A 21,065-nucleotide genomic window follows, 5' to 3' on the forward strand; every position below is an offset into this window, starting at 1 on the left:
GCCGCTCGACGCCCGCAAGGCCACTCTCGACGACGAGCTCCGGATGTTCGCCCTGGCCGCCTCCCGCGCCCGGCGGCAGCTGGTGCTCAGCGCCGTCGCGGGCGAGGACGAGACGCCCTCCCTCTTCTTCCGGCTCACCCCGCCGGACGCGCCGCGGCTCGATCCGGCCTCCGCGGTGCCGCTCACGCTGCGCGGGGCGGTGGCGGCGCTGCGCCGGACCGCCACCACACCGGACTCGACCGAGGCTCCCGCCGCCATCCGAGGGCTCAGCGCCCTGGCGCTCGCGGAGGTCCCCGGCGCCGACCCCTCCTCCTGGTCCGGGGTGCTCGAGCCCTCGACCACGGAGCCGCTCTTCGACGTCGGCGACCCCGAGCGTCCCGTCTCCGTCTCGCCGAGCCGCCTCGAGGCCTTCGAGCGGTCCCCTCTGGACTGGTTCGTCGACGCCGTCTCCGGCTCCACGACGAGCACGGCGATGGGGGTCGGCACCCTCGTGCACTGGGTCCTCGAGAACGCCGAGCGGCCCGATCCGCAGGAGCTGTGGGCGGCTCTCGAGTCGCGGTGGCCCGAGCTGGTCTTCGAGTCGCCCTGGCTGGGGGAGCGGCAGAAGCGCGTCACACGGCGGCTGATCGACGGCCTCGCGGGCTACCTCGCCGACTTCGAGCGCGGGGGAGGCGTGGTGCTCGGCCGCGAGCAGCAGTTCGAGCTCGACGTCCCGCCCGCCCGGGTGCGGGGCTCGATCGACCGCGTCGAGCGCGCGGCCGACGGCTCCGTCACGATCGTCGATCTCAAGACGGGCCGCAGCACCCCCCGCAAGGACGACATCGCCGAGCACGCGCAGCTGGGCAGCTATCAGCTCGCCGTCGCCGAAGGGGCGATCGAGGCGGCCGACCCGGCCGACGGGGGAGGCGCGAAGCTGCTCTTCGTGGCGACGGGCGTGCGCGGGAAGCCGTACCGCGAGGTGGTCCAGGAGCGCTTCGGCGAGGAGGAGCTGGAGCGGCTGCGCGATCGCGTCCGCGCCGCGGCCCTGGGCATGGCGGCGGCGGGCTTCTCGGGCCTGCTCGACGCGACCCCGTTCTCCCCCGGCGACGCCCTGCGGTACCGCATCCACGCGGTGCCCGAGGTCCCGGGGGACGGACTCCTGGCGATCGACGAGGCCGACGAGACAGAGGACCTGGAGGACTCCGAGGAGCCGGGTCCCGATGCGCCGGCCGATCCTTCCGGCCCCGCCGACCCCGACCCCTCCGCCGTCCTCGAGGAGGAGCTGCCGTGATCGACGCCCTGACCATCGCCGAGCGCCTCGACCTGCGCCCGCCCACCGCCGAGCAGCGCGCCGTCATCGAGGCGCCGCTCGAGCCTGCCCTGGTGGTCGCCGGTGCCGGCAGCGGCAAGACCGAGACGATGGCGAACCGCGTCCTCTGGCTCCTCGCGAACGGCCACGCGGCGCCGTCGGAGGTGCTCGGCCTCACCTTCACCCGCAAGGCGGCGGCCGAGCTCGGCGAGCGCATCGGGCGGAGGATCGACCAGCTCGGCGCGGCGGGCCTGCTCCCGCTCGCGCCCGGGCAGTCGGCGCCCGACCCGTTCGAGGCCGCCACCGTCTCGACCTACAACGCCTTTGCGAACACGATCTTCCGAGACAACGCAGCCCTGATCGGCCGCGAGGGGGATGCGACCGTGCTCTCCGAGGCCTCCGCCTGGCATCTCGCGCGGGGAGTCGTGGCCGACACGGCCGATCCGCGCATCCTCGAGGTGGAGGCGGGCATCGACCGGCTGACCGACCTCGTCGTCTCGCTCGCGCACGACCTCGCCGACAACCTCGCCGATCCGGCCGCGGTCGCCGCGTTCGCCGAGGACTTCCTCCGCCTGGGCGAGCTGCCGCGCGGAGGCAGCGGCTCGGGGCTCTACCGCGAGCTCGAGAAGGCGCTGCAGGCCGTGGGCGCGCTGCCGGTGCTGACGGCGCTCGCCGAGCGGTTCCAGGAGGCGAAGGCCGAGCGCGGCTTCGTCGAGTTCTCGGACCAGGTGGCCCTCGCGCTGCGGATCGTCGACAGGGTGCCGCGGATCGTGGACGAGCACCGCGCGAGGTACCGGGTGGTGCTCCTCGACGAGTACCAGGACACCTCCGTGCTGCAGACCCGCCTCCTCTCGCGGCTCTTCGCCGGGCAGGGAGTGATGGCCGTGGGCGACCCGCACCAGTCGATCTACGGTTGGCGCGGTGCGAGCGCCGAGGGGCTCGGCCGCTTCGGCACCGATTTCGGGGGAGCGGGCCGCTTCTCCCTCAGCACGAGCTGGCGCAACGGCCGCCGCGTGCTGACCGCCGCGAACGCGATCGTGGAGCCGCTGTCGGCGAGGAGCGCGGTCGCGGTCGACACGCTGAGCGCGGGTCCTCAGGCCTCCGAGCACCCGGTCGAGCTCACCTTCCCCGAGACGATCGAGGAGGAGGCGGACGACGTCGCCGCCTGGTTCGCCGGGCGCCTGCGCCAGAGCGCCGAGCCGCCGTCGGCCGCGGTGCTCTTCCGGGTGCGCGCGCACATGGACCGCTTCGCCGCCGCGCTGGCGAAGCACGGCGTCCGGTACCACATCCTCGGCATCGGGGGCCTGTTGCGGCAGCCCGAGATCGCCGACCTCGTCGCCGCGCTCACCGTGGTCGAGGACCCGGCCGCCGGCAGCGAGCTCGTCCGCCTCCTGGCCGGCGCCCGCTGGCGTCTGGGCGTCCGCGACCTCAAGGCGCTGCGCGACCTCGCCTCGTGGCTCGCGGCGCGCGACCACGCCCACCGGCTGCTCCCGGAGGAGGTGCGCGAGCGGATGCGCGCGTCCGTCACCGAGGGCGAGGGCGGCTCGATCGTCGAGGCCCTCGACTTCATCGCGGCGCGCCGCCCCGGCGACGACGGGCGGATCGACCACTCCGCGCTCGGCGGATTCAGCGCCGAGGGCCTGCGGCGCCTGCACGAGGCGGGCGCCCTGTTCGCCCGGCTGCGCGCCCGGGCCGGGCTCGACCTCCTCGACTTCGTCACCCTGGTCGAGCAGGAGCTGGGCCTGGACATCGAGGTCGAGGCGAACGAGTCGCGCGGGGACGGCCGCGCCAACCTCGAGGCCTTCCGGGAGGCGGTGGCCGGGTACCTGCAGACGGACGACCGCGGCGCCGGCACCGGCTCCTCTCTCCGCGGATTCCTCCGCTGGCTCGTCCTCGCGGACAAGCGCGACGGCCTGGCCCCGCGACCGGAGGACCCGGAACCGGGGACGGTGCAGCTGCTGACGATCCACGGCTCCAAGGGTCTGGAGTGGGACCTCGTCGCCGTCCCGCGGATGGTCGACGGCGAGCTCCCCGGCACGCCGGTCGAGGGCTTCCGCGGGTGGGTCAGACTGGGCGCGATGCCCTACGCGTTCCGCGGCGACGCCGCCGAGCTCCCCGATCTCGCCTGGCGCGGCTGCAGCACGCAGAAGGAGGTCGTCGACGCGATCGGAGCGTTCGGCGACACCCTCCGCGAGCGCAACGAGGCGGAGGAGCGGCGTCTCGCCTACGTGGCCGTCACGCGGGCGCGTCACCACCTCCTGCTCAGCGGCTCGTGGTGGGCCGGCCAGGCCAAGCCGCGCGGACCGGGCGTCTTCCTCCGCGACCTCGAGGAGGCCGGCACGATCCCGCCGCTGCCGACCGAGCCCGCGAACGAGGAGAACCCGCTCGAGCGGGCCCCGCGCACGTTCCGCTGGCCCCACGATCCGCTCGGCTCCCGCGGCGACCGGGTCCGCGCCGCCGCCGCCCGGGTCCGCAGCGCCGAGCCCGCTCTGCTCGGGGCGCGCGGCGACGACATCCGCCTGCTGCTCGCCGAGCGGGCGGTGCGGCTGGCCGGGGGCGAGCGCACGCCGCTGCCCACCCGCATCCCCGCCTCCCGATTCAAGGACATCGTCAGCACGCCGGACGAGGTCGCGGCGCAGCTGCGCCGGCCGATGCCGGAGCGCCCCTACCGGCAGACCCGGCTCGGCACGACTTTCCACTCCTGGGTCGAGAACCGCTTCGGCGTCCAGGGCGGGGCGGAGGCGGTCGACACCTTCCCCGACGAGCTCGACGACGCCGGCCCCGCGAGCGTCGAGCAGGAGCGGCTCGACGCCCTGATCGCCACCTTCGAGCGCTCGGAGTGGGCCGACCGGCGCCCGGAGGCGGTCGAGATCGAGATCCACCTCCAGCTCGCCGGCCACGTCGTCGTCTGCAAGCTCGACGCGGTGTACCCGACGGAGGACGGCGTGCAGATCGTCGACTGGAAGACCGGGCGGGCGCCGAAGGACGCCGCCGACCTCGAGCTCAAGCAGTTCCAGCTCGCGCTGTACCGGCTCGCCTACTCGCGCTGGCGGGGGGTGCCGCTCGAGAGCGTCGACGCCGTGTTCTACTTCGTCGCCGACGACCTCGTGCTGCGGCCCGAGCGGTTCTACTCCGAGCGCGAGCTCGCGGAGTCGCTCTCCTCGGCGACGGGAGCGAGCCCGCGGCCGTGAGCGGAGGAGCCCGTGCGGGCTCCCGGCGTGCGGTTGAGCAGCTCCTCGACCTCCGAGACCTCCAGCACCGGGCCGGTGTCGGTCGAGAGGGGCGCGGAGAGGTCGCCGAGCACGCTGTCGACCAGCGTGTCCAGCATGGCGACCGCGTCGTCCACGATGGCGGAGTCGTCGGTCTCGGTGCCGTGCAGCAGCCAGCGGGCGAGTTCGAGCTCGGCGTAGAGCTGGGCGCGCTGGCGGATCGTGCGGTCCACTGCTCCCGCGCGCATCCGGGAGTAGGCGGAGAGCGCCGTCTCCGAGCCCGGGGCGCTCAGCAGCCAGTGCAGGTCGCGCGCCGGGTCGCCGACCCGCAGCGCCGCCCAGCCGAGCACGGCCGCGACGACGTCGCCCGAGCGGAGGAAGGAGTCGGCGGTCATCGAGCCGTTCACCACGGTCGGGTCGAACTGCCAGAGCGCCTCGTCGGAGGAGGCCGACTCCCAGCGCGCGACGAGCGCCGCCGGGACGTGGCCGGTGTCGGCCGCGCGCTCGATCACCGCGACCGTCTCGTTCATGCTGTCGCGCGCGGTCGCGATCGGCAGGCCCGCCTCCTGGACGAAGGACACCGGGAGCGAGTGGATCGCCCCGACGGCCCGGCCGATCGAGTCCGCGAGCCCGCTCTGCGCGGCCACGTCGTCGATGAGGACGCGATCTCCCTCGAGGTACTCGTAGACGACCGCGCGGGTGCCGTCGAACGGCGTCTGACCCACGCTCTCCTGCAGATCGAAGGGCAGGCGGCTGCGGATGCCGGCGGTCAGCGCCCGGAGCGCGACGAGGTCGCCGAGCTGCTCCTGCTCCGCGAGCGCGGACGTGGACACGCGCACGACGAGGCGGGCGCCCTCGCGCGTCGTCAGCAGGGCGGAGTCGAAGTCGCCGTGCGTCGAGGAGGTGAAGGGGCGCGCGGAGCGGACGTCGAGGCCCTCGACGGCCGAGGTGGCCAGCGCGGCTAGAGTGAGATGGGATCTGGCCATGGTTTCCAGGGTAGGCGGCTCGTGCCCGGCCGGCCCGCCGCCACGCGCTGTCCCGCCGATGCCGTCGAAGGCCCGCGACAGCGGTCCTCGCGGCCCCCGTCACGAAATGAGCCCCGGATGTCACTGCCCTTCGCCGATCGCCTCCCGCTCTCGCGACAGGCGGCCGACCGCGACGGCGTCGGACGCTCGCGGCCCGCGCTCTTCGACGAGCTGCTCGCCGATCCCGCCACCCGCGTGCTCGTCCTGCACCACGACCGGACCCTGGTCGAGGCCGACCGCCTCCTCCTGCGCCGCCCCGAGGACGTGACCGCCGGCACCCTCCGGATCTACCTCGGCCGCACGCTCGCCGAGGCCCCCGGCGAGCCGGTCGGAACCCCCGTCATCGCGACCGTCCTCACCGACGCGGCCGCCGCCGAACTCGAGCCCGACGAGGAGCGGTGGAGCGGCCTGCGCCCGATCGCCGAGCGCCTGAGCGACCGCGACGCGGGCCTGTTCACCGAGGCTCTCGCCATCGCGAACTGGCACGCCTCGCACGGCTACTCGCCCCGCAACGGCGACCCGACCGTCGTCGAGCAGGGCGGCTGGGTCCGCCGCTCGCCCACCGACGGCAGCCAGGTCTTCCCGCGCACGGATCCGGCGATCATCGTCTGCGTCCTCGACGCGGACGACCGCCTCCTCCTCGGCTCGAACGCGATGTGGGGCACCTGCCGCTTCTCCCTGCTCGCCGGCTTCGTCGAGCCGGGCGAGTCGCTCGAGGCCGCCGTGATCCGCGAGATCGGCGAGGAGTCGGGCATGCGCGTCGTCGACCCGCAGTACCTCGGCTCGCAGCCCTGGCCCTTCCCCGCCTCCCTCATGGTCGGCTTCACCGCCCGCCTCGCCGGGGACCAGTCCCCGGAGGATCTGCTCCCGGACGGCGAGGAGATCGTCGAGCTGCGCTGGTTCACCCGGCAGCAGCTGCACGACTCGCTCGAGTCCGTGCTGCTGCCCGGCCGCTCGTCCATCGCCCGCGCGATGATCGAGGACTGGTACGGAGGCGAGCTGGAGAACGGCCCGATCGCGTGACCCTGCTCGACGGACTCGACGAGGGGCAGCGCGAGGCTGCGGAGGCGCTGCTGGGGCCGGTCTGCGTCCTCGCGGGAGCGGGTACGGGCAAGACCCGGACGATCACGCACCGCATCGCGCACGGAGTGGCGACCGGCGTCTACACGCCCGGCCGCGTCATGGCCCTGACCTTCACCAGCCGCGCCGCGGCCGAGCTGCGCTCGCGCCTGCGGGTGCTCGGCGCCGGCGGCGTCCAGGCCCGCACCTTCCACGCCGCCGCCCTCTCGCAGCTCGGCTACTTCTGGCCGCAGCTGGTGGGGGGCACGATGCCCCAGCTGCTCGACGGCAAGGCCCGCCTGCTCGGGCACGCGGCCGAGCGGCTCCGCCTGAAGCTCGACACGGCGACGCTCCGCGACCTCTCGGCCGAGATCGAGTGGCGGAAGGTGTCCGCCCTCTCGCTCGAGCAGTACGCCGTCGCCGCCCGCACGCGCCCCCTGCCCGGACGGCTCACCCTGGAGCAGACGGTCGCGCTCGTGGACGAGTACGAGGGGCTGAAGGACCAGCGCCGCCAGATCGACTTCGAGGACGTCCTGCTCGTGACCGCCGGGATGCTCGAGTCCGAGCCCGCGATGGCGATGCAGGTGCGCGAGCAGTACCGCTTCTTCGTCGTCGACGAGTACCAGGACGTCTCGCCGCTGCAGCAGCGGCTCCTGGAGCTCTGGCTCGGCGACCGGAGCGACCTCTGCGTCGTCGGCGACGCCAGCCAGACCATCTACTCCTTCGCGGGTGCGCGGGCCGACTACCTCCTCGACTTCCCGTCCCGCTGGCCGGCCGCCACCGTGGTGCGCCTGGAGGAGAACTACCGCTCGGCCGTGCCGATCGTGCAGACCGCGAACCGCCTCATGCGGGGCAGGCCCGGCGCCCTCTCGCTCCACGCCGTCGCCGCCGCCGAGGCGCCGGAGCCCGCGATCGACGCCTACCCGGACGACATCGCGGAGGCGCGCGGGATCGCGGCGCGGGTCGCGGCCGACATCGAGGCAGGGGTGCGCCCCTCCGACATCGCGGTCCTCTTCCGCACGAACAGCCAGTCGGCGGTCATCGAGCACGCCCTGCACGAGCGGGGAGTGAGCGCGCACATGCGCGGCGGCAAGCGCTTCTTCGACCTCCCCGAGGTGAAGCAGGCCGTGATGCAGCTGCGCGCGGCGTCCGTGTCGATCAGCGGCGAGCCGCTGTTCAAGTCGGTGAGCGACGTCCTCCGCTCGCTCGGCTGGAGCGCCGAGCCCCCGTCGGCGCCAGGTGCGGTGCGCGACCGGTGGGAGTCGCTGGACACGCTGGCCCGCCTCGTCGACGAGGCCCCTGCCGGATGGACCTTCCGCCAGTTCACCGACGACCTGATCGCACGCCAGCAGGTGCACCACGAGCCGGACCGCGGCGCGGTCACCCTCGCCACGCTGCACTCGGCGAAGGGCCTCGAGTGGGAGTCGGTGCACCTGATGGGGCTCGCCGAGGGCCTGCTGCCGATCTCGTACGCCGCCGGCCTCGAGGCGATCGACGAGGAGCGGCGCCTCCTCTACGTCGGCATCACCCGGGCCCGCCGGCGCCTGCGCCTCTCGTGGGCGCGCTCGACGGTCGGCCGCGTCACGCGGAGGGAGCCGTCGCGCTTCCTCGAAGAGCTCGGCACGCGCACTCGGGGTGCGGCTCCCGCTCCCGCACGGTGAACGCTCCGGATGCGTCGCTGTAGACCCGCTCGGCCGCGCGGAGCCCTCGCCAGCCCGCGAGGAGCCGCCGCAGCACGGCGTCGGCGGCCGCCACGGCGATCGCCGCGCTCGCGAGCGGCGTGCGGGTGGGGGCTGAGCGGCCGAGCACCTGGATCACGAGGCGCGCGCGATCCGGGTCGAGGTCCATCCGGTCCCGCTCGGCGCAGTGCAGGCACGGTCCGGACCCCGGCTCCACCAGGGGTCCGAGGCGCACCGATTCGTCGCCGAACACCACCGCCAGGTGCGGCACATCGGCCGCGAGCCAGTGCGCGGCGCGGGCGGGGGCGACCGCGAAGTCGGCGATCAGCACGGCGAGGTCCGGCGTCCCGTCGTCGGCGAGCAGTGAGCAGCCCTCGCTCCGGAGCAGCGTGCGCAGTGCGTCCGGTGCCGCGCCCGTCCCCTCGACGACGACCCGCGGTGACGGGGGAGGGCCTGGCTCGACGCTGCGCAGCAGGACCGGCCGGAGCGCCTCGAGCACCTCGTCGACCCGCGCCTCGCTCGCTCCGGCGCGCGCCGCGATCAGGCGGACGGTGCCGGCGCTGGTGCCCACGCGGAGGGCGTCGAGCAGCAGCTCCTCCGGGTAGCCGACGCCGTCCAGGACCGCGTGCGGCCGGTCGAGGCCGAGCTGCACCGCGGTCGCGGAGCGCCAGAGCAGGGGGAGTCGGGGATCGAGCCGGAGCACCATCCGGCGATCATGGCCGAGACCGGCCCGGCGCCGCGCGAGTTGTCCACAGGTGGGCGCCGGACGGGGGGTCAGACGGGGCGGTCGCCCGTGGGGGAGGAGCCGCGGTCGTCGTCGTCCGGCGAGCCGGCGTCGTCGGTCGTGTCCGGAGCGTCTCCGGAGGCGCCGTCGCCCTCGCGCGGCATCGTGCCGTTCAGCAGGTCCTCCAGCGCGCGGTCCATCTCGTCGGGCTCCGGGGTCTCGCCGCGGGCCTCGGCCGTGAGCCGGGCGACGAGCGCGCTCGGGTCGTCCAGGTCCTCCGAGCCGGGGAGCAGGTCGGGGTGCGACCAGAGGGAGTCGCGGGCCTCGGGCCCGACGGCGTCGGTCACGGCCTGCCACATCGCGGCGGCCTCGCGGAGGCGGCGCGGGCGCAGCTCCAGGCCGACGAGGGTCGCGAAGGCGGATTCGGCCGGGCCGCCGGAGGCGCGGCGGCGGCGGACCGTCTCGGCGATCGCCCCGGCGCTGGGCAGGCGGGTGGTCGCCGCCGCGGTGACGACGTCGACCCATCCCTCGATGAGGGCGAGGACGGTCTCGAGGCGGCCGTGCGCGGCGAGCTGCTCCTCCGTCTTCGGCGGGATGAGCGCGCCGGAGGTCATCGCGTCGCGGAGCTCCTCGGGGTTCGACGGGTCGAAGCCCTCGGCCAGCTCCTCGAGGCGGGTGGTGTCGATGCTGATCCCGCGCGCGAAGTCGGTGATCTGCGAGATGAGGGCGAGACGGAGCCACTTGCCGTGCCGGAAGAGGCGGGCGTGCGCGAGCTCGCGGACCGCCAGGTACAGCTGCACCTGGTCCAGCGGGATGTCGAGGCCCTCGCCGAACGCGGCGACGTTCTGCGGCAGGATCGCCGCGTCGTTCTCCTCCAGCAGCGGGATGCCGATGTCGCCGCCCGAGACGACCTCGGCGGCGAGCTGCCCGACGACCTGGCCCAGCTGCAGGGCGAACAGGGTGCCGCCGATCCCGCGCATCATGCCCTCGGCACCGGCGATCATCGCCTGCATCTCCTCCGGGGCCTGCTCGCGGAGCACGCGGGTCAGCGCGTCCGAGATGCTCAGCGCCACCGGCTCGGCGAGCTGGGTCCAGACCGGCATCGTCAGGGAGATCCACTCGAGGCGGCTGATCGAGCGCGGCGTGCGGCTCAGCTCGGAGACGTACGCGACCTCGTCGAGCCAGAGCGCGGCGACGCCGAAGGCCGCGTCGATCGGAGCCCGCACGGAGTCGGACACCGGCGCGGACTCGGCGCGCGCGAGCTGCTTCGCCTGCTCGAGCGAGAGCGTCCAGTTGACGCCGCCGTCGCCGTTCTGCTGCATCGCGCTCTGCAGCTGCGAGAGCAGGTTCTGCAGGGCCACCGGGTCGTTCGGCAGGCCTGCCGCTCCGGCGAGCTGCGAGGGGTCGACCGGGCCGTTCCCCGAGAGGAACTGCCGCAGCATCTCCCGGAACTCGTCCTCGGAGCCGCCGCCCGCTCGGTCCGCACTGTCGCCATCGGCCATCGGGATCAGCCCTCCGTCGCTCACCTGAATCCGGTCGCCGCACCGCCTCCGCGGCCCTGCACAGGGCGCCGGTTCCGGCGCGACTCCCAGTCGTGCAAGCTACGTTAGCCCGAGCGCCCGGGGCCTCGGCGTGCAGAGCACCGCTCGGGCCCAGCCCGCTTCCGCCCGCCGCGAACATCCCGGCGGAGCCGCTCCACCCGTTGCCAGAAAGGCCCCCGTGTCGCTGTTCTCCGACGACCCGCGCCCCTCCTCCTCCCCGCGCCGCCCGTGGGTCGGACCGGTCGTCCTCCTCTCGGGTGTCGCCGTCGTGGTCGGTCTGGGCGTCGCGCCCGCCCCCTACGTGATCGAGCAGCCCGGCCCCGTGTTCGACACCCTGGGCAGCAGCAAGGATGTGCCCCTCATCTCGATCCCGGACCGCACCACCTATCCCACGGCCGGCACGCTCGACATGCTCACCGTGTCGGTCGTCGGCAACCCGCAGAGCCTGCCCACCTGGGTCGAGGTCGCGAGCGCCTGGTTCGACAGGACCAAGGCGGTCGTCCCGGTCGACGCGATCTTCCCTCCCTCCTCCACGGTCGAGGAGCGCGACGAGGCGAACCAGGCCGAGATGACCGACTCCCAGCAGGAGGCGATCGCCGCCGCGCTCACCGAGCTCGGCTACCCCGTCGAGCAGCGCGTCTCGGTCGTGCAGGTGCCCGAGGGCTCCCCGGCCGAGGGCGTCCTGGAGGCGGGGGACGAGATCCTCGCGGTCGCGGGCACCCCTGTCGCCGACGCGACCGCCCTGCGCGCGACCCTGCAGACCCTCGGCACCGGCTCCCCGGTGCAGGTCAGCATCGAGCGCGAGGGCGTCCGGCAGGAGGTGGAGGTCACGCCGCGCGACTCGAACGGCGCCGCCGTCATCGGCGTCCTCCCCGGAGCGGCCTTCGACTTCCCGTTCGAGGTCGACATCCAGCTGGACGACGTGGGCGGGCCGAGCGCGGGCATGATGTTCGCCCTCGGGATCATCGACAAGCTCACCGAGGGCGAGCTCAACGGCGGGCGGAGCGTCGCCGGGACCGGCACGATCGACGCGGCCGGCGAGGTCGGCGCCATCGGCGGGATCCGCCAGAAGCTCTACGGGGCGGAGGGCGCCGGAGCCGAGTACTTCCTCGCCCCCGCGACCAACTGCAACGAGGTCGTCGGCCACGTCCCCGACGGGCTCGACGTGCTCGCGGTCTCGACCCTCGACGACGCCCTCGCCGCCCTGAAGGGCATCGCCGCGGGCGACACCTCCGGGCTGCCGGACTGCAGCACCGCCTCTCCCCTCGACTGATCCCACCCGCCGACCCCGGGTCGACGCCCAGGTGAGCCGGACAGCCGTCGCATAGCATGGGTGGCCTCCCCTCACATCTCGACAGCAAGAGGCCCTCACGTGAGTTCCACAGCAACCGAAACCCCGCCGCGGAAGAGACGGAGCGTCCTCGCCGTCACTGTCGTAGTGGTGGCCGTCCTGGTGGTGGCGTTCTTCGTCTTCGCCGGTCTGTACACCGACATCCTCTGGTACGACCAGCTCGGCTTCCTCTCCGTGCTCACGACGCAGTGGGCGGCGGCGGGCGGTCTCTTCGTCATCGGCTTCGTCGCCATGGCGGTGCCGGTGTTCATCAGCCTGATGCTGGCGTACCGCCTCCGGCCGGTCTACGCGAAGCTCAACTCGCAGATCGACCGCTACCAGCAGGTCGTGGAGCCGCTGCGGCGCCTGGCCACCTTCGGGATCCCCGCGGTGCTCGGCCTCTTCGCCGGCGTCTCCTCCGCCACCCGCTGGCAGACGAGCCTCACCTTCTGGAACCGCACGCCCTCGGGCACCACGGATCCGCAGTTCGGCCTCGACACGTCGTTCTACCTCTTCGAGCTGCCCTTCTACCAGAGCATCGTCGGCTTCGCGTCGGCGGTCCTGCTGATCTCGGCGTTCGCGACCCTCGCCACCGGCTACCTCTACGGAGCGATCCGGGTGAACGGCCGCGAGATCCGCATCTCGAAGGCCTCGCGCATCCAGCTGGCGGTCATCGCCGCCCTCTACCTCGCCGTGCAGGCGGTCAGCCTCTGGCTCGACCAGTACGCGACGCTCGCGCAGCAGGGGCCCCGCATCACCGGCGCCACCTACTCCACCGTCAACGCGACGATCCCGGGCCTGCAGATCCTGGCCGGCATCGCGGCGCTGGTCGCGATCCTCTTCGTCGTCACCGCCTTCATCGGCCGCTGGCGCTTCCCGGTCATCGGCACCGCGCTGCTGATCGTGTCGAGCCTGCTCGTCGGCTCCCTCTACCCCTGGATCGTGCAGAAGTTCCAGGTCGAGCCCAACGAGCGCACGCTCGAGCAGCCCTTCATCCAGAACAACATCGACATGACGCGCCAGGCCTACGGCGTCAGCGACGTCGACGTCATCCCCTACGACGCGACCACGGACGCGGAGCCGGGCGCCCTGCGCTCGGACGCCGAGACCACCGCGAACATCCGCATCCTCGACCCCGCCGTCGTCACCGACGCGTTCTCGCAGCTGCAGCAGTTCCGCCAGTACTACAAGTTCGGCGACACGCAGAACGCGCTCGACGTCGACCGCTACTCCATCGACGGATCGACGCAGGACGCCGTGGTCGGCGTCCGCGAGCTGAACCTCAACGGCCTCGGCACCAACCAGACCTGGTACAACCAGACGCTGGTCTACACCCACGGCTACGGCCTGGTCGCCGCGTACGGCAACCAGCGCTCGGCCGACGGCGAGCCGGTGTTCATCGAGTCCGGCGTCCCGACGACGGGCGACCTCGGCGACTACGAGCCGCGGATCTACTTCGGCGAGAACTCCCCGCCGTACTCGATCGTGGGCGGCAACGACTCGCGCGACATCGAGCTCGACTACCCCTCGGGCACCGACGGCGCGCAGCAGACCTACACGACCTTCGACGGCGAGGGCGGCCCCGCTCTCGACAACGTCTTCAAGAAGCTCGTCTACGCGATCAAGTTCCAGTCCGAGCAGATCTTCCTCTCGGACGGCGTGAACGACGACTCGCAGATCCTCTACGACCGCGATCCCGTGCAGCGCGTCCAGAAGGTCGCGCCGTACCTCAAGCTCGACTCCGACGCCTACCCGACCGTCGTCGACGGCCGCGTGAAGTGGGTCGTCGACGGGTACACCACCTCGGCCGACTACCCGTACTCGGAGGTGCAGAGCCTCTCGCAGGCGATCGCCGACACGAACACGCAGCAGCAGTTCCCGACCGACGACGTCAACTACATCCGCAACTCGGTGAAGGCGACCGTCGACGCGTACGACGGCAGCGTCACGCTCTACGCGTGGGACACCGAGGACCCGATCCTGCAGACCTGGCAGAAGATCTTCCCGACCACGGTGAAGCCCGTGAGCGACATGTCGGGCGAGCTGCTCAGCCACGTCCGGTACCCGGAGGACCTCTTCAAGGTCCAGCGCGCGGTCCTCGGCACTTACCACGTCACCGACGCGGGCTCCTTCTACTCCCGCGAGGACGCCTGGGCGACGCCGAACGACCCGACGAGCGGAGCCGCGACCACGGCCGCCGCGACCGGCACCAGCCTGCAGCCTCCGTACTACCTGACGCTGCAGACGCCGGATCAGGACGTGCCGTCGTACTCGCTCTACTCGACGTACATCCCGGCGAGCGTCCAGGGCGCGCAGGCCAGCCGCAACGTGCTGACCGGCTACCTCGTGGCCGACTCCGACGCCGGCTCGACGGCGGGCTCCGTGGCCGACGGCTACGGCACGCTCCGCCTGCTCGAGCTGCCGAAGGACGACACGGTGCCCGGCCCCGGCCAGGTGCAGAACGCGTTCACCACCGACCCGACGGTCGCGAACGAGCTGAACATCCTCTCCCGCGGCGACACCACCGTCACGAGGGGCAACCTGCTCACGCTGCCGGTCGGCGGCGGCCTGCTCTACGTCCAGCCGATCTACGTGCGCTCCAACGGAGACACGAGCTTCCCGCTCCTGCAGAAGGTGCTGGTCGCGTTCGGTGACGACATCGCCTTCGAGGACACCCTCGACGCGGCCCTCGACAGCCTCTTCGGCGGCGACTCGGGAGCCGACGCGGGCGACACCGGCACGCCGACGACTCCGGACGCCGGCACCGGCACCTCGGGCGGCGACACCGGAGGCGACGCGGGCGGCACGACCGGCGGCACCGGCTCCACGCCGGCCACGGGCGACCAGACGGCGCTGCAGCAGGCGCTGAACGACGCGCGGGACGCACTCACGGCTCGCGAGAACGCCCTCAAGGCGGGCGACCTCACCGCCTTCGCGGCGGCGGACGAGCAGCTGACCGAGGCGCTCTCGCGGGCGCTGCAGGCCGAGGGCGGCCAGTAGCCCGCATGGTGCAGGTCGACCGCGGCGAGCACCTCCGCTCGGGGGAGTGGCTCGAGCTGAACCGCACGTACTGGGAGGAGCGCACCGGCGAGGGTGTGCTCCACCCGGAGCTCGTCACCGCGGCGCTCCTCGACCCCGGGCCGAGGATCCTCCAGCTCGGCTCGGGCGACGGGCTCGACGCGCTCGAGCTCGCCGAGCGCGGCGCCCGCGTGGTGGGCGTCGACTTCTCGATGCCCGCGGTGCGCCGAGCACGCGCCGCCGCCGCGGACAGGGACCTCGCCGGCTCCGCCCGCTTCGTCTGCGCGAACCTCTACGAGCTGCGGCACATGCTGCCGGAGCCCGACTCGTTCGACGTCGTGCTCTGCAGCGCCGGCGTCGTCTCGTGGCTCCCCGACCTGGAGGAGTGGGCGCGGCTGGTGGAGTGGTTCGTCGCCCCCGGCGGAGCGGTGCTCGTCGCCCCGTCGTCGTCCGCTCCCGTCGGCGCCGACGTCCGCACCTGGTCGCGCACCTCGTCCGAGCTCGCAGCCGCCCTGACGGCGGTCGGGCTGAGCGTGGACGAGAGCGTCGTGCTGCGCGCCGCCAAGCCCGCCTGAGACCGGAGTCCGCTCCCACCGCCGCGTCGATTTGCACCGGCGCCGGAACGCGTGTAATGTCTCTTCTTGTGCCGCGGGGTGGAGCAGTTCGGTAGCTCGCTGGGCTCATAACCCAGAGGTCGTAGGTTCAAATCCTGCCCCCGCAACAAGAAAGCGAAAGCCGGTCCTGAGAAGGGCCGGCTTTCGTCGTTAACACGGGTCGCGGACGTGCTTCCCGCGGCTGACAGTGCGCGGGCCGAGACCTCAGTCGCCCTCGATCACGCTCAGCACGTTGCCCGCCGGATCGCGGAACCAGCAGATCGTCGGCCCGTGGCCGCGCATCACTCCGTCCGCATCGGTCGGCAGCGACGGGTCGTCGTAGATCGCCGTGGTGACGCCTGCCGCGTGCAGCTCGGCGACCGCCGCGTCGACGTCCTCCACCGAGAAGTTCAGGATCGTGAACGACGCCGGCTCGTGGTCCGGCTTCGGGTACGCGATCGCGCGGCCTCCGCCCGGCAGCCGGATGTCGAGGATCCCCATCGCGTTCAGCTCGACCTCGAGCCCGAGCACTCCGCCGTAGAAGGCCCGCGCCGCCTCCACGTCGTCCACGCTGAAGCCGCTGAAGGCCCTCTCGCTCCGGATCATCGCCGTCCTCCGTCCCGCGGCCGCACCGTCGCGCCCGCTCCGCTCCGGACGCTACTCCGGTCGCCCGTCCGCGTCACCGTCGGATCCGCCCGCGGCGCCGCCGACCGCGAGCCGGTCTCGCGCGACCCGCATCCGCGGACCGGCCACCCGACGCTCCGCGCCGACGCGTGTGCCGGACCGGCCCGCACGTTAGGCTCGACCCCGATGCGAGGGGTGCTGCTGTGAGGGACGAACGCGGAGACGACGGCTCGAACGAGGGGCTCGGCGGCCGCCCGACCCGGCGGAGCCCGCGGCAGGCGCCGCACGCGCTGCCCGCGGCACGCGTCGCCACTCCGGTCCTCGCGCCCGTCCGCCCCGTGCGGCGCCGCCGCGGCCGTGTCTTCCGCGCGACCGTCAGCACGGTCGCCCTCGCCGCCATCGCGGGCCTCGTGGCGGTCTCCGCGCTCCCCGCCTACTCCTTCGACCCGGCACCCGATTCGCAGGCCGCCGTCGAGGCCGCCGCCCGCGTGCAGGCGCTCGGCAACCAGAAGCTCACCGTCGCGGCGACCGCGGTCCAGGAGCAGGTCATCCGCGACTCCTTCACCGCACCGACCCAGGCCCAGCTCGACGAGGCGGCCGCCCAGGCGCGCGCGCTCGCCGCCGCCGAGCAGGCCGCCCGCGACGCCGAGACCGCCCGCCTCGCCCAGGAGGCGCAGGCCGCGGTAGGCACGACCGGCGCGGACGGCGCCGCCGCGGGCAGCGGCGGCACCAGCACCTCGGTCATGCCCCGCGAGGAGGGCGACGACTACCCCTGGCGCGACCAGCTCACCGACGACCAGGGCGGCGGCCTCTCGCCGCTGCGGTACTACTACCGCGAGTGCGTCGACTTCGTCGCCTGGCGGATCAACCGCGACCAGGGCTCGACGAGCGCACCCTTCAAGTGGACCTGGGGCAACATGACCCCGGGCGGAGGCAGCGCCTACGCGTGGGCCGGCCAGTGGGCCTCCCACGGCTGGGTGACCAGCAGCACGCCCGTCCCCGGCGCGGTCGCCTGGTTCACCGGCAACCACGTCGCCTACGTGCAGGCCGTCAACTCCGACGGCACGGTCTCGCTCGAGGAGTACAACTGGGGCAACGACCACGCCTACCACAAGCGCACCATCCCGGCCTCCCAGGTCGCCCTCTTCCTCTACCCGCCGAGCTGATGACCGGCGCCGTCGGCATGGCCGTGGCGCAGTTCGCCCCCTCGACGGACCGGGAGGCGAACCTCGCGACGATCGGGCGCCTGGCCCGGATCGCCGCCGAGCGCGGCGCGAGCATGGTGGTGCTGCCGGAGTACAGCTCCGCCTTCACCGATCCGCTCGGGCCCGAGCTGGTCGCGGCGGGCGAGGCGCTCGACGGCCCGTTCGTCACGGCTCTCGCGGCCTTCGCGCGCGAGCTCCGGATCCACCTCGTGGCGGGCATGGTCGAGGCGGTGGACGGGCGCCGCATCGCGAACACGCTCGTCGCGCTCGACCCCGAGGGCGCGCTCGTGGCCCGCTACCGCAAGCTGCACCTGTACGACGCCTTCGGCCAGACCGAGTCGGAGTGGGTCGCCGCGGGGGAGATCGCCGCACCCGAGACGTTCGAGGTCGGCGGCCTCGTCGTCGGGCTGCAGACCTGCTACGACCTGCGCTTCCCGGAGGTCAGCCGCTGGCTGGTCGACGCCGGGGTCGACGTCATCGCGGCACCGGCCGAGTGGGTGCGCGGCCCGCTCAAGGAGGCGCACTGGCGGACGCTGGTCACCGCCCGCGCGCTCGAGAACACGGTGTACCTCGTCGCAGCCGACCAGACCCCGCCGATCGGGGTCGGCACGAGCATGATCGTCGATCCGATGGGCGTCGAGACCGTCACCCTCGGCGAGGTCGAGGACGTCGCCGTCGCCTGGGTCTCGCGCGAGCGGATCGACGCGGCGCGCGCGAAGAACCCCGCTCTGGCGCTGCGGCGCTTCCGGGTGCTGCCGCTCTGACCGCCGCCCCCGGCCCGACGGCGCCGGGCATCCGACCGAATCCGCTGAGGCCGGCTCCTCAGCGCGCCATGCGGGCGAGGCCCGCGACCGCGGTCTCCAGCACCTCGAACCGCTTGCAGAAGGCGAAGCGGACGAGCGAGCGGTAGGGAGCGGCGTCCTCGGGGCGGCAGAACGCCGACACGGGCACCGCCACCACTCCCGCGAGATCCGGGAGCGCCCGGCAGAGCTCGACCCCGTCGTCGTAGCCGAGCGGTGCCGCGTCCGCGACGACGAAGTAGCCGCCCGAGGAGGGCGCGACGCCGAAGCCCGCAGCAGCCAGGCCCGCCGACAGCAGGTCCTTCTTGGCCGCAAGAGTCTGCGCCGCGCCGGTGAAGAAGGCGTCCGGGAGCCCGAGCCCGAGGGCGACGGCCCCCTGGAACGGCGAGCCGCTGACGTAGGTGAGGAACTGCTTCACGGCGAGGACGGCCGTGATCAGCTCGCGCGGGCCCGTGACCCAGCCGATCTTCCAGCCCGTGGTGCTGAAGGTCTTGCCCGCCGAGGAGACGGAGAGCGTCCGCTCGAAGGCTCCGGGAAGGGAGGCCAGCGGGACGTGCGGGGTGTCGAAGCGCAGGTGCTCGTAGACCTCGTCCGTCAGGATCACGGCGTCGTGCCGCTCGGCGAGCCGCACGATCAGCTCGCGGGTCTCGGCCGGGAGGACGGCACCGGTCGGGTTGTGCGGGTCGTTCACCAGGATGACGCGCGTGCGGTCGCTCACTGCGGCGGTCAGCTCGTCGTGGTCGACCGCGAAGGAGGGGCCGCGCAGGAGCACGGTGCGATGCACCCCTCCGGCGAGGGCGATCAGGGCTCCGTAGGCGTCGTAGTGGGGCGTGAAGGTGACGACCTCGTCGCCCGGCTCGAGGAGGGCCAGCAGAGCCGCGGCCAGGGCCTCGGTGGCGCCCGTGGTGACGAGGACCTCGCCGTCGGGGTCGAGGGAGATCCCGGAGAAGCGCAGCCGGTGCGCGGCGATCGCCTCGCGCAGGACGGGGAAGCCGGGACCCGGCGGGTACTGGTTGAGCCCGGACGCGATGGCGTCGCGCGCGGCGTCGAGGATCTCGCGCGGGCCGTCCTCGTCCGGGAAGCCCTGGCCGAGGTTCACCGCTCCGGTGCGCAGGGCGAGCGCGCTCATCTCGCTGAAGACGGTGGCGGCGACCTCGCCACAGGGGCCGAGGAGGCCGGCGCCCGCCGCGGCGCGCGACCAGGATCCGGGAATGCTCACGTGCCCAGTGTGCCCGCTCGAGCAGTCCGGCCGGTTTCATTTCCCGCTCGCAGGCCCGTCATAAGAAACCCCCAGGTACGATCGCCAAGCTATCCCCGCTTGGAAGGAGCAGCACCCATGACCGAGAGTCACGAGGGTCCTCGTCAGCCGGAGGAACCCACCACGCCGACGGAGTCCGGCGCCCGAGAGGCGACCGAGCGCACCCCCGGCGAGAGCTCCGGAGCGTCGTCCTCGACCACCGGGCCCACCGAGCCGATCCACCGGGGCGGAGCGCACCGCGAGAGCGAGAACCCGACCGTCCCCTACCCCTCCTCCTCGGCCCCCCAGCCGCCGTACACGCCGAACGCGACGGCCGGCAACGAGGCGCAGCCCGTCTCCCAGCCCGCCCGCTACGGGCAGTACGCGCCGCCCGCCGCGAACACCCTGCACGGCTCCGAGGAGCCGCCCTCCTCGAGCCCCTTCGGCCCGGGCGCCGAGTACACCCCCGCCCCCACCGCCACGAAGCGCCGAGCCGGAGTGGGCGTCGTCGCGGCGCTCGCCATCGGCGCGGTCGTGGGCGGAGTCGCGGGAGCCGGCGTGTTCGGCCTCTGGTCCGCCTCCAACGGCGGCGGGACCCGCGTGGTCTCCGCCGGCGGCTCGCAGACGATCACGGTCAACAACGCCGAGGACGCGACGACCGCCACCGCGGTCGCCGCCAAGGCCACTCCGAGCGTCGTCACCATCGCGGTGAGCGGCAGCTCGTCCGCCGGCACCGGCTCCGGCATCGTGCTCTCGAAGGACGGCTACGTCCTGACCAACACCCACGTGGTCACCCTCGACGGCGAGATCGCGAACGGCGCCGTCTCGGTCACGACCAGCGACGGCCGGATCTTCGACGCGACCGTCGTCGGCACCGACCCGACCCTCGACCTCGCCGTCATCAAGCTGACCGGCGCGACCGACCTCAGCCCGATGACGTTCGCGGACTCCACCAAGATCAACGTCGGCGACACGGCGGTCGCCATCGGCGCCCCGCTCGGCCTCTCCGGCACCGTGACCGACGGCATCGTCAGCGCGCTCAACCGCAGCATCCAGGTCGCCTCCTCGGCGGCTCCGGACGACTCGGGCGACAGCTCGAGCGGCGGCACCGAGAGCCCGTTCAACTTCGACATCCCGGGCCAGCAGGCGCCGACCCAGGCGAAGAGCACCATCTCGCTGCCCGTCATCCAGACCGACGCGGCGATCAACCCGGGCAACTCCGGCGGCGCGCTGCTCGACAGCGACGGCGAGCTGATCGGCGTGAACGTCGCGATCGCGAGCGCTGGCCAGTCCTCCTCGAGCGGCCAGTCCGGCAACATCGGAGTCGGATTCGCGATCCCGAGCGCGATCGCCGAGCGCATCGCGAAGGAGATCATCGCGAACGGCTCCGCCTCGCACGGCCTGCTCGGCGCGAGCGTCTCCGACTCGACCGCGGACGTCCTCGGCGCCCGCATCGAGGAGGTCTCCGGAGGCGGTGCCGCGCAGGCGGCCGGTCTCGCCAAGGGCGACATCATCACCGCGATCGACAGCACTCCGATCACGAGCGCGTCCGACCTCACCGCGCAGGTCCGCGCGCAGGCCGCGAACGCCGCGGTCGAGCTGACCTACGTCCGCAACGGCCAGAGCTACCAGGCGAAGGCGACGCTCGGCCAGATGGCCGCCGGCTGACCCTCCGCCACCGCGCACAGCCCCTCGAGGATCCGTCCCCGGGGGGCTGTGCTCCGCCGCCGCGC

The 21,065-nt window shown here is 73.5% G+C and carries 15 protein-coding genes and 1 tRNA gene; 11 read left to right on the forward strand and 5 right to left on the reverse strand.

The annotated features are described in order from the left end of the window. Both C5C82_RS13785 and C5C82_RS13790 read left to right on the forward strand, forming a co-directional pair. The coding region (locus tag C5C82_RS13785; protein WP_146085996.1) for a PD-(D/E)XK nuclease family protein at nucleotides 1–1,270 on the forward strand (1,270 nt) is incomplete at its 5' end. Next, on the forward strand, nucleotides 1,267–4,479 hold the full coding sequence (locus C5C82_RS13790; protein WP_104355228.1) for an ATP-dependent DNA helicase: 3,213 nt from the start codon (nucleotides 1,267–1,269) through the stop codon (nucleotides 4,477–4,479). The genes C5C82_RS13785 and C5C82_RS13790, both read left to right, overlap by 4 nt. Here the strand turns inward: C5C82_RS13790 and C5C82_RS13795 are convergent. Then, the gene (locus C5C82_RS13795; protein WP_104355229.1) at nucleotides 4,416–5,483 is read right to left on the reverse strand and encodes a phosphotransferase; all 1,068 of its coding nucleotides are present in this window, start codon (nucleotides 5,481–5,483) and stop codon (nucleotides 4,416–4,418) included. The two genes, C5C82_RS13790 and C5C82_RS13795, sit on opposite strands and share 64 nt — an antisense overlap. 117 nt (nucleotides 5,484–5,600) lie before the next feature. On the opposite strand from C5C82_RS13795, the gene nudC reads away from it, so the two are divergent. Then, nucleotides 5,601–6,545, forward strand: a complete 945-nt coding sequence (nudC, locus tag C5C82_RS13800) for an NAD(+) diphosphatase (protein WP_104355230.1) — start codon at nucleotides 5,601–5,603, stop codon at nucleotides 6,543–6,545. Continuing rightward, entirely contained in the window at nucleotides 6,542–8,242 is a 1,701-nt protein-coding gene (locus C5C82_RS13805) for an ATP-dependent helicase (RefSeq protein WP_104224836.1), read from the forward strand. Before nudC ends, C5C82_RS13805 begins: the two co-directional genes overlap by 4 nt. Here the strand turns inward: C5C82_RS13805 and C5C82_RS13810 are convergent. Continuing rightward, nucleotides 8,163–8,966, reverse strand: coding sequence for a hypothetical protein (locus C5C82_RS13810; protein ID WP_104355231.1), 804 nt, complete (start codon nucleotides 8,964–8,966; stop codon nucleotides 8,163–8,165). The two genes, C5C82_RS13805 and C5C82_RS13810, sit on opposite strands and share 80 nt — an antisense overlap. A 68-nt stretch (nucleotides 8,967–9,034) precedes the next feature. Further along, a complete protein-coding gene (locus tag C5C82_RS13815; RefSeq protein WP_104238192.1) occupies nucleotides 9,035–10,486 on the reverse strand; it encodes a zinc-dependent metalloprotease in 1,452 nt (483 codons plus the stop codon). A 217-nt stretch (nucleotides 10,487–10,703) separates the two neighbouring features. On the opposite strand from C5C82_RS13815, the gene C5C82_RS13820 reads away from it, so the two are divergent. The 4 genes from C5C82_RS13820 to C5C82_RS13835 all read left to right on the forward strand — a co-directional run bounded on the left by C5C82_RS13820 (nucleotide 10,704) and on the right by C5C82_RS13835 (nucleotide 15,594). Next, nucleotides 10,704–11,798 carry a PDZ domain-containing protein gene (locus C5C82_RS13820; protein WP_104272708.1) on the forward strand — a complete coding sequence of 365 codons (1,095 nt, stop codon included), beginning with the start codon at nucleotides 10,704–10,706 and terminating at the stop codon, nucleotides 11,796–11,798. Between the two features lie 99 nt (nucleotides 11,799–11,897). Continuing rightward, nucleotides 11,898–14,855 carry a UPF0182 family protein gene (locus tag C5C82_RS13825; protein ID WP_181027225.1) on the forward strand — a complete coding sequence of 986 codons (2,958 nt, stop codon included), beginning with the start codon at nucleotides 11,898–11,900 and terminating at the stop codon, nucleotides 14,853–14,855. A gap of 5 nt (nucleotides 14,856–14,860) precedes the next feature. Next, on the forward strand, nucleotides 14,861–15,448 hold the full coding sequence (locus tag C5C82_RS13830) for a bifunctional 2-polyprenyl-6-hydroxyphenol methylase/3-demethylubiquinol 3-O-methyltransferase UbiG (RefSeq protein WP_104292001.1): 588 nt from the start codon (nucleotides 14,861–14,863) through the stop codon (nucleotides 15,446–15,448). Nucleotides 15,449–15,520: 72 nt separating this feature from the next. Further along, a tRNA-Met gene (locus tag C5C82_RS13835) sits at nucleotides 15,521–15,594 on the forward strand. 97 nt (nucleotides 15,595–15,691) lie between these two features. Here the strand turns inward: C5C82_RS13835 and C5C82_RS13840 are convergent. Continuing rightward, nucleotides 15,692–16,072, reverse strand: a complete 381-nt coding sequence (locus tag C5C82_RS13840) for a VOC family protein (RefSeq protein WP_104226951.1) — start codon at nucleotides 16,070–16,072, stop codon at nucleotides 15,692–15,694. Nucleotides 16,073–16,293: 221 nt separating this feature from the next. Between C5C82_RS13840 and C5C82_RS13845 the strand changes: the two genes are divergently transcribed. Both C5C82_RS13845 and C5C82_RS13850 read left to right on the forward strand, forming a co-directional pair. Further along, nucleotides 16,294–17,256 carry a CHAP domain-containing protein gene (locus C5C82_RS13845; RefSeq protein WP_104355232.1) on the forward strand — a complete coding sequence of 321 codons (963 nt, stop codon included), beginning with the start codon at nucleotides 16,294–16,296 and terminating at the stop codon, nucleotides 17,254–17,256. Then, the gene (locus tag C5C82_RS13850) at nucleotides 17,256–18,059 is read left to right on the forward strand and encodes a carbon-nitrogen hydrolase family protein (protein WP_104355233.1); all 804 of its coding nucleotides are present in this window, start codon (nucleotides 17,256–17,258) and stop codon (nucleotides 18,057–18,059) included. Before C5C82_RS13845 ends, C5C82_RS13850 begins: the two co-directional genes overlap by 1 nt. A gap of 58 nt (nucleotides 18,060–18,117) precedes the next feature. On the opposite strand, the gene C5C82_RS13855 is transcribed toward C5C82_RS13850, so the two are convergent. Continuing rightward, nucleotides 18,118–19,314: an aminotransferase class I/II-fold pyridoxal phosphate-dependent enzyme gene (locus tag C5C82_RS13855; RefSeq protein ID WP_104355234.1), complete on the reverse strand. Its 1,197-nt coding sequence runs from the start codon at nucleotides 19,312–19,314 to the stop codon at nucleotides 18,118–18,120. A gap of 117 nt (nucleotides 19,315–19,431) precedes the next feature. On the opposite strand from C5C82_RS13855, the gene C5C82_RS13860 reads away from it, so the two are divergent. Further along, nucleotides 19,432–21,000, forward strand: a complete 1,569-nt coding sequence (locus C5C82_RS13860; protein WP_104272714.1) for a S1C family serine protease — start codon at nucleotides 19,432–19,434, stop codon at nucleotides 20,998–21,000. Nucleotides 21,001–21,065 lie beyond the last annotated feature (65 nt).

It is taken from the genome of Rathayibacter sp. AY1D5 (genome assembly GCF_002932515.1).
GTDB lineage: Bacteria > Actinomycetota > Actinomycetes > Actinomycetales > Microbacteriaceae > Rathayibacter.

Excerpts from the sequence above, each read along its gene's own strand:
- C5C82_RS13795 (WP_104355229.1), bottom strand. The coding sequence starts at position 5,483 with ATGGCCAGATCCCATCTCACTCTAGCCGCGCTGGCCACCTCGGCCGTC.
- nudC (WP_104355230.1), top strand. The coding sequence starts at position 5,601 with ATGTCACTGCCCTTCGCCGATCGCCTCCCGCTCTCGCGACAGGCGGCC.
- C5C82_RS13810 (WP_104355231.1), bottom strand. The coding sequence starts at position 8,966 with ATGGTGCTCCGGCTCGATCCCCGACTCCCCCTGCTCTGGCGCTCCGCG.
- C5C82_RS13815 (WP_104238192.1), bottom strand. The coding sequence starts at position 10,486 with ATGGCCGATGGCGACAGTGCGGACCGAGCGGGCGGCGGCTCCGAGGAC.
- C5C82_RS13830 (WP_104292001.1), top strand. The coding sequence starts at position 14,861 with ATGGTGCAGGTCGACCGCGGCGAGCACCTCCGCTCGGGGGAGTGGCTC.
- C5C82_RS13840 (WP_104226951.1), bottom strand. The coding sequence starts at position 16,072 with ATGATCCGGAGCGAGAGGGCCTTCAGCGGCTTCAGCGTGGACGACGTG.
- C5C82_RS13850 (WP_104355233.1), top strand. The coding sequence starts at position 17,256 with ATGACCGGCGCCGTCGGCATGGCCGTGGCGCAGTTCGCCCCCTCGACG.
- C5C82_RS13860 (WP_104272714.1), top strand. The coding sequence starts at position 19,432 with ATGACCGAGAGTCACGAGGGTCCTCGTCAGCCGGAGGAACCCACCACG.